13 protein-coding genes are annotated in these 10329 nt (G+C 37.4%); 3 read left to right on the top strand and 10 right to left on the bottom strand.

Features of this window, described 5'->3' with window-relative positions; genetic code table 11:
* Positions 1-5: 5 nt before the first annotated feature.
* On the bottom strand, positions 6-539 hold the full coding sequence (gene lepB, locus JCM19043_RS08995) for a signal peptidase I (RefSeq protein WP_062321861.1): 534 nt from the start codon (positions 537-539) through the stop codon (positions 6-8).
* A 13-nt stretch (positions 540-552) separates the two neighbouring features.
* The gene (locus JCM19043_RS08990; RefSeq protein WP_082394503.1) at positions 553-1209 is read right to left on the bottom strand and encodes a TVP38/TMEM64 family protein; all 657 of its coding nucleotides are present in this window, start codon (positions 1207-1209) and stop codon (positions 553-555) included.
* 147 nt (positions 1210-1356) lie between these two features.
* On the opposite strand from JCM19043_RS08990, the gene JCM19043_RS08985 reads away from it, so the two are divergent.
* Positions 1357-1656 carry a hypothetical protein gene (locus JCM19043_RS08985; protein ID WP_062321859.1) on the top strand — a complete coding sequence of 100 codons (300 nt, stop codon included), beginning with the start codon at positions 1357-1359 and terminating at the stop codon, positions 1654-1656.
* A gap of 161 nt (positions 1657-1817) precedes the next feature.
* Here the strand turns inward: JCM19043_RS08985 and JCM19043_RS17590 are convergent, their stop codons facing one another.
* The 3 genes from JCM19043_RS17590 to JCM19043_RS08975 all read right to left on the bottom strand — a co-directional run bounded on the left by JCM19043_RS17590 (position 1818) and on the right by JCM19043_RS08975 (position 3708).
* A complete protein-coding gene (locus tag JCM19043_RS17590) occupies positions 1818-1976 on the bottom strand; it encodes a hypothetical protein (RefSeq protein ID WP_231631474.1) in 159 nt (52 codons plus the stop codon).
* Complete coding sequence (locus tag JCM19043_RS08980) at positions 1961-3004, bottom strand: sodium:proton antiporter (RefSeq protein WP_231631473.1); 1044 nt, start codon at positions 3002-3004, stop codon at positions 1961-1963. The genes JCM19043_RS17590 and JCM19043_RS08980 overlap by 16 nt, the downstream gene beginning before the upstream one ends.
* 155 nt (positions 3005-3159) lie before the next feature.
* On the bottom strand, positions 3160-3708 hold the full coding sequence (locus tag JCM19043_RS08975; protein WP_062321857.1) for a competence protein ComK: 549 nt from the start codon (positions 3706-3708) through the stop codon (positions 3160-3162).
* A 173-nt stretch (positions 3709-3881) separates the two neighbouring features.
* Here JCM19043_RS08975 and JCM19043_RS08970 point away from each other — a divergent pair, with 173 nt between their 5' ends.
* Positions 3882-4334 carry a DUF3939 domain-containing protein gene (locus JCM19043_RS08970; RefSeq protein ID WP_062321855.1) on the top strand — a complete coding sequence of 151 codons (453 nt, stop codon included), beginning with the start codon at positions 3882-3884 and terminating at the stop codon, positions 4332-4334.
* 35 nt (positions 4335-4369) lie between these two features.
* On the opposite strand, the gene JCM19043_RS08965 is transcribed toward JCM19043_RS08970, so the two are convergent.
* The 5 genes from JCM19043_RS08965 to liaF form a co-directional block, all read right to left on the bottom strand.
* Complete coding sequence (locus JCM19043_RS08965) at positions 4370-5365, bottom strand: lipoate--protein ligase (protein ID WP_062321853.1); 996 nt, start codon at positions 5363-5365, stop codon at positions 4370-4372.
* A gap of 69 nt (positions 5366-5434) precedes the next feature.
* Positions 5435-6169 carry an MBL fold metallo-hydrolase gene (locus tag JCM19043_RS08960; protein WP_062321851.1) on the bottom strand — a complete coding sequence of 245 codons (735 nt, stop codon included), beginning with the start codon at positions 6167-6169 and terminating at the stop codon, positions 5435-5437.
* Positions 6170-6210: 41 nt separating this feature from the next.
* Positions 6211-8190 (bottom strand): transglycosylase domain-containing protein, encoded by a 1980-nt coding sequence (locus tag JCM19043_RS08955; RefSeq protein ID WP_082394501.1) that lies wholly within the window; start codon positions 8188-8190, stop codon positions 6211-6213.
* Positions 8154-8438, bottom strand: coding sequence for a hypothetical protein (locus tag JCM19043_RS08950; RefSeq protein ID WP_062321847.1), 285 nt, complete (start codon positions 8436-8438; stop codon positions 8154-8156). The genes JCM19043_RS08955 and JCM19043_RS08950 overlap by 37 nt, the downstream gene beginning before the upstream one ends.
* A gap of 84 nt (positions 8439-8522) precedes the next feature.
* Positions 8523-9365, bottom strand: a complete 843-nt coding sequence (liaF, locus tag JCM19043_RS08945; RefSeq protein WP_082394500.1) for a cell wall-active antibiotics response protein LiaF — start codon at positions 9363-9365, stop codon at positions 8523-8525.
* Between the two features lie 49 nt (positions 9366-9414).
* Here liaF and JCM19043_RS08940 point away from each other — a divergent pair.
* The coding region (locus JCM19043_RS08940; protein ID WP_062321843.1) for a M20 family metallopeptidase at positions 9415-10329 on the top strand (915 nt) is incomplete at its 3' end.

Here is a 10329-nt window from a genome sequence, read left to right as displayed (position 1 = left end):
AAGTTTTATTGAATCCATTTCACTGTTGGGTAATAACTTGCCATAACTCTGCCTGTCAGTTGCCCTTTATGAATAAGGCCGAAATTTCGACTATCTAAGCTACGCGAACGGTGATCCCCTAGTAAAAAGTAATGGTCTTTTGGAATCACTTGGCTATCCTGAATCAGCGTAAGTTCAAAATCAACCATCATACTAAACTCTTCTTCCGTTAAATAAGTTTCTCCTAAGGGTTTATTATTAATATACAATGTATGATTACGGTAATGAATCGTCTCCCCTGGTAACCCAATCACACGTTTAACAAAATAGGACCCATCACGTCGCTTAAAGACGACCACGTCAAAACGTTCAACAGGTTGATATTTATATCCCCATGTATCAATCATAATAAAATCTTGGTCGTGAAGCGTAGGTTCCATTGAGTGTCCATCCACAACAAAAACAGTAAAAACAAACGTCTTCAGAAAGATCAAGAGAATGAGAAGAAACATTAGTACTTTCACCATATGAAAATCTTGACTTTTATACAGCTGTTTCATGATGCCTCACCTCTCATTCATACTCATCCGGGTGAATTTCTCCCTTCTTAAATAAGAACTTCTCAATGTATTTACCTAGAATCCAAAATAACGAAATCCCTACCCCAACTAGAACTGTTTTTACTGGGTTTTCCGCGAAAGATGTCAAACTATCACCGACATAAGCAAGTGAGAAGATCATGACCATCTTTCCTAGAACAACCGCTAGAAAGAACTGAACAAAGCTCACACGTGAAATCGCAGAGACAAGATTAATAATCGCTGACGGTGAGAATGGGAAACATAACATAATAAACAGCGGTCCAAACCCGTGCCGCTCAACCCAACTTGTCACACGTTTCACCTGCCTATTCGTATAAATCCATTTTATAAGGGTCACATGTCGAAAATGGCGAATGATTAAAAAGACAAAGATTGAGCCTGCGACCCCGCCTATCCATGAATATACGAAACCTCTTAACAACCCATATGCTGCTGCATTGGCCATAACGAATACAAAGATCGGAAGAAACGGGAACAAAGCTTCTAAAAATGGTAATAAAATTCCTGGTAGCGGTCCAAATCCTTCATAAATAAACAATAAACGTTCAAGTAGTTCTTCATATTCGCTTGCTCTGAGGAGCTCTGTAACTTGATCCCATGTGATGGTATCTGGTAATGGTTGTGACAAAGTGAACTCCCCCTTTTGATTTATTGGACGATATTTCACACCCTATGGTTACTTATTCCCGAATTCCGATAAAATATAACGCTTTTCTTTTAACTGACAACATGATAAAATAAGAACAAACGTTCTTATTTTATGGAGGGATGAGTCATGGACCATTTAACGCAAAAACCAGACCATATATTATCACGCTATGTTTTTTTATCTTTTACTATTGATACGTTAGAGCTTGAACAGAAAACACTTCGTCAAACAGCTGGTATTAAATTATCAGAGACTCTTGTGGAATTTATAGATTGCATGCTAGTTAGTGCTAAAAAACAAAGACGTGCGCTAAAAGAAACAATGTATAAAGAACGATTATTTATTCAACCTTTAGGTTCAAATGATGTGTTCACATCGTTTTTATTCATATTAGATAAGAAGGAAGAACGGCGCGACTTTTTTTAATCCAGCTATCAGAAAAAAGGTGGAAGCTATACTTATAGAATTAAAACGCGAAACACAAACTAACTATCATCATCTTTACCAAAAACCCACGCTTTCTTTCAACCAAATGTTTTTTTCTCATATCTCTTAAAATGAGCACAAAGCTTGGTTTAGCTCTGTGCTCATGATCTCTTGAGTAATTTTTTTGCAAGTGGAGCGACCGTAAGACTTTGAATAATGAGCGAGAACAACACAACCATGAAGCTAATCCCTACAATATTATCAATCACTGTACCAGTGTTAGCTTTCGCATGAAGCGTAAGAATTAAGAAGACAGACATAGAACCTTAAGTCCTGACCAGGTGATAAGCAAGTTATATTGAAGATTATGTGTGTCTAATAGACTGGTCATCACATATATGACAATAAATCGAACAATAATAGTCAATATAAAAACAACACTAGCGAAGGCGACAAAAGACCCACGTAAATATTCCGTCACTTCAATCCCTATGACCAAAAATAGTATAGCTAGTAAAGATAATTCAACAATCTCCCAAAAACCATCAAGTTGACTACGGAAGTGATCTTCTTTTTCGGTTTGGCCAAATGCATATGAAATCATCATACCGCTTGAAACAACAGCCAAAACACCGGAAAACCCAAAATGTTCTGCCACAATGAATGACCCATAAGCGAGCACAATGCTAAGCATTAACTGATAGTGAGGATGATGTGAATAATGAATAATATTAACCACTATCCATCCAAAAATCACCCCGATTAGAATACCACCAGCAAATACAAAGAAAAAGTCCGCAAAAAATGAAGCAAAGCTTACACTATTTGGTTGTTGATAAAGTGTTAAGAGTGACGTAAACACAACAACAGATGTTCCATCATTTAACATCGACTCACCTTCAACCGTATGAGCTAAATCTTCGTCCCCGGTTGCTTGTTTAATAATCGAGACTACGGATACCGGATCTGTCGGTGTCAAGATCGATGCCAATAGTAACGAAGCTGTCAACGGTAGAGAAAAAAACAGTAAACCTATCCCATAAATTGCTCCGCCCAATAGTAACATCATCAGTAACAGACCAACAGTTGCTAAGCCGAGAATTAATTTTCGATTTTTAAGAAATCCTTCTATCGGAAATTGATAGGCGGAAATGAATAGCAACGGCGGAATAAATATGTTGTAAATAATAGCTTCTGTTACTTCTATATTAGAAAAGTAAGTGACTAACGATAAACCCATGCCCATAAGTACTAGAATCGCCGGCACGGGAAAGTTATCTTGTTTTTTATCGATACTGAAAACAAGATAGCCGATAAATAACAGTATAATAATGTGACTAACAGTCATATTTATTCCTCCCTCCTATCCAATTATTCCCCAATATACAAAAGAGAAAACAAAAAGCCACAAATCTTGTGATCACAAGCTTTATGGCTTTCCTGATGGATATAAAAAATTTCATAGAACACAACTTCTATTGCTGCTATCAGGTTTAATCTCATTCATACATAAGGCGTATCTTTGTATACCCCAAATACTTTAAGAATATTTTCTAATACTTGCTTTTGTTGACCTTTTTTCAGATGTTCAGATAAGATATATCGGTATTGAGCTGTTCTGAAAACTTGATTATTCATGACCCCTTTAGAGGTTGGAACATAAAGTTCAAAGCCATTTCGGAATTGCAATTTAGAGCCACCAAAATCAGCTCCGAAGATTTTTCTTATGTGTGAATGTGAAAACCAAGAACAAGATGAGCTAGATGGGGATTCATTAGGAAAGAAAAACATGTTGTGGATCGAACTAACGGCAATAGGTGCTTTACTATTAAAATCACATAATATTTTAGCGCCGTCCATTCTTGATATCATTTTTTCACCATAATTTTCACAAGCTTCATTCACAAGGTGATGTGGAGATTCTTCAATGAGGAGAGTCGAGGATTCTTTTTCGTCGTAAACGAGTGTCTGCCATTCACCGTCTACTTCAGTGGGAATTAACGCCATTGTAGTATCTGACAGTTGATACGTTGTTCTTTTCTCAAAATCCAATTAAAACACCCTTTCATAATATATTTAGTAAAAATTACTATTAATTAGAATTATACATAATACACAGTGAAAAGCAACAAAATTCTGAAAAAAACAACAATATATCCAGTACAAATGTAAGCGTTTTTTTGATATAATGAATATAAAGTAAGAAATGGAAGGTGGCGAAAGCTTTGTGGCGTCTCTTTAAAAAGAAAAGAAAAAAAACATACCCTGTTAAAGATGTATCCCTACATGAATTAAAACAAGCCATTAGACAATATATGAATGAGCTCCCAGATCACGTTCCGCTTAGTATGCTAATAAATGAGGATTTGACTATTAACTATCATGAACTGGCTCCTTACCTAAATGCCATTCCAATACAAACATATTACATGTCTAAAGAGACCTATGACATATTTGATGAAACCCAAAGGCATCTCGCTGAGGATTTGGATTACACTCAACGTGCTGTTGATCAATATATCGATTTAACCAGTGAATTGCCAGTCATCCATGGTGATCCGTATTTAAAAGTAAGCTACCACAAATTAATGAAGCGTGGTTTAATCACTTACCGGCCTCCACACGAATTTTTTATTGATCCTAAAGATCACTTAATCAATCTTAAAAAACCAAAGTAGGTAGCCTATTAGTTCTTTTGGCTACCTACTTAATTTTAATAGATTAATTCAATTAAATCTTCCTTAGAAATTTTACCTAGATAATGTGGCACATCAATTTCATCAAGTGCTTTTTCAATAGCTTCCTTTTGATAACGTGTATCGATTAATGCTTCCTCTATTACTGTAACATCGCCAACGCCGAAAAAGTCACCATAGATTTTACAACTCTTAATTTGTCCTTTAGAAACATCCATTCGAACATCAACTAACCCCGCTGGGAACTTATGTGATTTACGAATATCAAACTTAGGCGACTTTCCAAAGTTCCAATCCCAATTCTGATAACGAGCTTTAGATATTTCATGAATTTTTTCCCAATCTTCATCCGTTAACTTATACTTTGGTACATCCTTAAGATCATCAACATCAAACAAATGTTGCAATAGGTGCGTTTTAAATTCTTCCATTGTCATGTCACGATCAAGGAACTCTGCAATATTCGCCACACGGCTGCGGATCGACTTAATTCCTTTAGATTTAATTTTCTCTTCACTTACATTAAGTGCTGCGACAACATTTTCAATCTCTGAGTTAAACATAAGTGTTCCATGACTAAACATGCGACCTTTTGTCGTAAACTGAGCATTACCTGAAATTTTACGCCCACCTACGACTAAATCATTTCGTCCACTTAGTTCAGCCGGTACATCTAAATCATGTAGAGCTTTAACAACGGGCTCCGTAAACTTCTGAAAGTTATGAAAGCTTTCACCGTCATCTTTAGTAATAAAACTAAAGTTTAAATTACCTTCATCATGATAGACAGCCCCGCCACCAGATAAGCGACGTACAACTTTAATGTTATTTTCGTCGACATACTTTGTATTGATTTCTTCTATAGAGTTTTGATTTCGACCTATAATAATAGATGGCTTATTAATATAGAAGAGCAAGTATGTATCCTTCTCCCCAAAGTTATTTAATACATACTCTTCAATCGCCAAGTTGATGTACGGATCCGTGATACCTTCATTATCTATAAATTTCACATTATTTCCCCCTAAATACTATATTTCATTTTAATTCATCACCTATATTAAAAGAAATGATTGTAAATATCAACCAAGATGAAAGGTTAATCCTGACTTAGCCAGCTGAGTATTTCCCCGGAAATACTTTTCTGCTTCTGATACTAACTCGCTTCTATCACCAAAGTGTGGATGGTGCGATAAGACAAGTTGTTTAACATGCGCTTTTTCGGCAATCATTGCACATTCCTTACTGTTCATATGACCTGCTTTTGACCCGTCTTGTCCCTCATAAAAATTACAATCTGTAATTAGTAAATCTGCATCATCACTAAACGAAATCAAACCTTCTTTATAGCTAGAGTCAGCTGTAAAGACAAAGGTGCTCTCTCTATCAGATATACGCATCGCAAAGCAAGTAACCGGATGATCTGTTTCGAAGAAACTAATCGTAAAAGGTCCTAGCTCAAGTGGAACGATAGGATCATAGGTATGCCCTTTTGTAAAATTATGAGTCAGGCGGAAAAACTGGTCTTGGTCAAATGCGTGACCATAAATTGGCAATGATTTTTCTTGCTGTCTAATACCATTTTGTACAAGCATATGATATTGTAATACCCCGATATCTGCGATGTGATCATTATGATAATGCGTTAGTATAACGGCATCTAAATCATATGGATCAACATATTTAGGTAACTGACTCAGCGCCCCACTGCCACAATCAAGTAATAATTTAAAACCATCTTTTTCAATAAGGTAACTAGATGTCGCTTCATTTTCTTCTGGATAAGCTCCCCAAAAACCTACGACTGTTACTTTCATAAATCATTCCCCTTTCTTATACAATTGAATTTACTGAATCATTAATCAAATAACGACAACATCGCTGGATTTGATAATGTTCCCGCTTGATTCGTCAAAGGATTAATTGGTTCGACATAGTAACGGGTCATTTGTAAAATAGATGGCTGTCTAATCGTATAAGAGCCTTCACCAGCTGTTTTACCAATGAGTTTTTTACCATCTTCAGTGACTTCATAAACATGATAAATAATGCGTTCGTCTGAAGGTGTTGACCACGTTAGTTCTGCTCTAAATAAATTAAATCCACCTAAGCTAAAGGAAGCGTTTAAATCAGTGATTTCTGGCAATGTGATAGGCGCCGGCAAATCCTCTACCCCACTTGGACGATCAAAGGCATGCTTTATATTATCCATTTGGTTAATATCTGACAGCAGCGCTTTTGTTAGATGAACGGCCTGAGAACTGCCTTTTGTTAAATAATGCTCCTCATCACTCTGATCAAAACCTATCCAAGTAGAGATTGTAAATTCGGGTGTTAATCCAACAAACCAGGCATCTTTGGTCGCGCCTTCTACAGAGTCATGCTGCGTTGATCCTGTTTTTCCTGCTAAAGCTCCTGAGTAGTCATAGCGACTAGCCGTGCCATCCGTCACAACTCTTTCAAGCATATTTAACGTATACCACGCTGACTGTTTTTCAAACACCCGCGCCTCTTCTCCTTCTGCTGAAGTCATCTCTACACCGTTACGATCAGAGATAGACATCACGGCCGAGCTATCACGATAAATCCCTTCATTCAAATACGTATTATACGCTGTTGCCATCTGAATCGGTGTATATCCACTTGATAAACCACCTAAGGCAATAGCTAATCCATCATCTTTCGTGGATAAGTTAAGCTGATCCAAATAACTTTTTCCTGTATCAATACCTATATCGTTTAATAACGACACGGCCGTCGTATTTTTAGATTCGGCTAAAGCATCTACTAATGGTATATCCCCAACATATTCATTATTGGCATTTCTCACGATATACCCATTAAAATCTTTTTGTTCATCAGTTAACAATGTATAGGGATGATATCCATTTTCTAAAGCAGGTGTATACACGGCTAGCGGTTTAATGGTTGAACCAGGTTGATGCTTAGTGAGTGCTTGGTGGTGACTTTGACCTATCGTATAATGACGGCCACCAATAACTGCTTTTAAACCAGCCGTTTCTTTATCCACAATGACAACACTTGCCTCTACCTCATCATTTGATGCTTCGTAATAATTAGACTGATTCACATGCTCGTAAGCTTTCTTTTGCATCAATGGGTCCATGTGGACGGTGACACGATAACCACCACGCTGTAATTCATCCCGAGTAATATTATACGTTGATTCAATTTCTTGAATAACCACCTCAAGGTAATCATCAATATAAGCAGGTGCCGCTTCAGGTTGAGGCGTCACACCTAGTCCTTGACCTTGAAGTTGGAGTAACTCCTCTGTTTCTAAATAGCCGACTCGATGCATTTGGTTTAACACCACATTACGTCTTGCTACAGCATTCTCTTCACTTATATATGGCGAATAAATATTAGGACCCTTAATCATACCTGCAAGTAGTGCACCTTCTGTAACGGTTAGGTCACTCACAGATTTACTAAAGAAATATTGACTAGCTGTTTCAATTCCGTACACACCATGGGCAAAATACAGTTGGTTCAAATACAATTCTAAAATGTCGTTCTTACTGTAATTCCGCTCCAAATACATCGAAGCCATCACTTCTTTTGTTTTACGCATCCATGATTGATCATTCGTTAAGAATAAATTTTTACTCAACTGTTGCGTAATGGTACTGGCCCCTTCGACTTTATCTAGTGCAACAATATCTTTATAAACCGCCCGTAAGACGGACCTAAAATCAACACCCGCATGGGAATAAAAACGCTCATCTTCTGTCGCAATGAAAGCCGTTAATACATGGTCTGGTACATCTGATAACGGTGTTAATAAACGATTTTCAGTATATAATCTACCGCATATGTTCCGTCTTCTGTGACAACGGTCGTCGTTGCGGGCAACACCATCTCTTTCTCATCGACAATCAATCCCCCACCATAAATGATGAAGAAAAAGCCGATGCTACTTAATAAGATCACTGACGCGATACTAAGTGTAAGATATTTAAGCCAGCGGTGCTTTGATAAAGACTGCCACCCTTTATTAAAACCGTTCCTTATATAATTTTTCATTTGAATCATGAATCGTTTAACTTCTTGACTGTTTCTCATGGTGTCGCTCCTTATCGCTTTCTTTGACGCTACTATCGATTATATTATACCAATGTCAAAGACGAAAGCAGAACGGCCTAATCATTAGGCTTGAATAATTCGAATAGAACCTGATGTTAAACGGATATCAAGCTTTAATTTATGTGTAGACTGATTATAATCATCTGTCTCATAAACCATTTCTTTATTAATGCCTTCTGTTTTTTGTTGGAACAACAAAATTTCTCCTGCCTTTACTTCTGCATACAAATTAACGGCTAATGTATCAGGTAATATAATCACGATCTCTCCTGCTAAACCATTCAAGGTAAAAGGTGTTTCACCTTCGTCAAGAATCGCATCAGTAAAATCAAATGACTGTTGCCCAAATAAATTAGACCGATGCGTCGGCTTCACATGCCACTGTCCAGTTTGCTGATTCTCCCCAATAGAATACTTCACTTGATTTGGTCTTTGTCTTTGTTGCTTAGCTTTTCGTTTCCACATTTTTTCTTTTACTTTAGCCGTCACACCAAGTAAAGATAAGCCAATAAAGATGAGAATCAGTGGCCATAAATCAAACACATCATCAAATTCAAAGTCAATGATGTTTTGTTGACCCAGTAAAACAAGCGCACCGTAAACCGCGAGGAAAACGCCGGTAAATAGACCACTAAATCCTTGCAAACCTTTGATAAATAAGTAGAGACCTACCAGCAATAAAAATCCCGCTAAAAGATACGGAAACACATCATCAAGATTGAACGTATACACATCAAGATTCTCTAATAACAATACGCCACCAAATAAAATAATCATAAGTGCCATGACTGTTTTTAATACGTTTGACATTTCCTTCACCCATTTCTTTTTATAATACCTGCTTTCTTCATTATAAATGAAACCGATACGAATGAAAAACAATACCTGAAGTGGATCATACATCATAATAATGAGTTATGTTATAATGGCAAAAACATATATGAGGATGAGTAAAATGACAATAAATAATTATGTGTCGGACACAGACTATAACGAAATGATTAACATCAGACGTTACTTACATCAACATCCAGAATTATCATTTCATGAAGCAAAAACAGCCGATTATATTTGTCACTACTATGACCAGTTAGGCATCGACTATAAACGACATATCGGAGGCCATGGGATCGTTGCGACAATTAAAGGAACAAAGCCGGGTAAAACGATTGCCTTAAGAGCTGATTTTGATGCTTTACCGATTCAAGATCAAAAAGACACCCCCTACAAATCAACTGTCCCCGGTGTGATGCATGCCTGCGGTCATGATGGTCATACTGCGACACTGCTTGTCACGGCAAAAATCTTGCATCAACAAAAACAGGGTTTATCGGGTAACGTTGTGTTGATTCATCAACCCGCTGAAGAGGTTGCACCGGGAGGTGCGGCGCCAATGATTAAAGACGGCGCACTTGAAGGGGTGGATTATGTTTTTGGGACACACCTTTGGGCAAGCTTACCGGTTGGGACAATTCACACAACAACGGGGGACTTTATGGCAGGTGCTGACCGCTTTACAATTGAGGTCAATGGCGTAGGTGGTCACGGGGCGATGCCACATGACACCAAAGATGCTGTCGTAATTGCGAGTGCCCTCGTCAGTGAATGCCAAACGATTGTCAGTCGCCGGATTGATCCGTTAGATACAGCGGTTTTAAGTATTGGTAAATTTGAAGCTGGGGACGCGTTTAATATCATTGCTGGAAAAGCGACGCTAGAAGGCACTGTCCGAACATTTTCTCCGGAAGTTCAAACACAAATCATTCAAGAAATGACAGCGATTATTGAATCATTTGAATCACGTTATGGTATTACGATTGATTTTGATTATATGAAAGGTTACCCGCCGGTTGTTAATCATGAAGCTGAA

It is taken from the genome of Halolactibacillus sp. JCM 19043, assembly GCF_001310395.1.
GTDB classification, from domain to species: Bacteria; Bacillota; Bacilli; order Bacillales; family Amphibacillaceae; genus Halolactibacillus; species Halolactibacillus miurensis.
The sequence above is the reverse complement of the archived record's forward strand: the minus strand, read 5'-3'. Positions and strand labels throughout refer to the sequence as shown.

Coding starts and splice junctions, on each gene's coding strand:
- JCM19043_RS08950 (WP_062321847.1), bottom strand. CDS start 8,438: ATGAGAAACAGTCAAGAAGTTAAACGATTCATGATTCAAATGAAAAAT.
- JCM19043_RS08980 (WP_231631473.1), bottom strand. CDS start 3,004: ATGACTGTTAGTCACATTATTATACTGTTATTTATCGGCTATCTTGTT.
- JCM19043_RS08960 (WP_062321851.1), bottom strand. CDS start 6,169: ATGAAAGTAACAGTCGTAGGTTTTTGGGGAGCTTATCCAGAAGAAAAT.
- liaF (WP_082394500.1), bottom strand. CDS start 9,365: ATGATGTATGATCCACTTCAGGTATTGTTTTTCATTCGTATCGGTTTC.
- lepB (WP_062321861.1), bottom strand. CDS start 539: ATGAAACAGCTGTATAAAAGTCAAGATTTTCATATGGTGAAAGTACTA.
- JCM19043_RS08985 (WP_062321859.1), top strand. CDS start 1,357: ATGGACCATTTAACGCAAAAACCAGACCATATATTATCACGCTATGTT.
- JCM19043_RS17590 (WP_231631474.1), bottom strand. CDS start 1,976: ATGTCTGTCTTCTTAATTCTTACGCTTCATGCGAAAGCTAACACTGGT.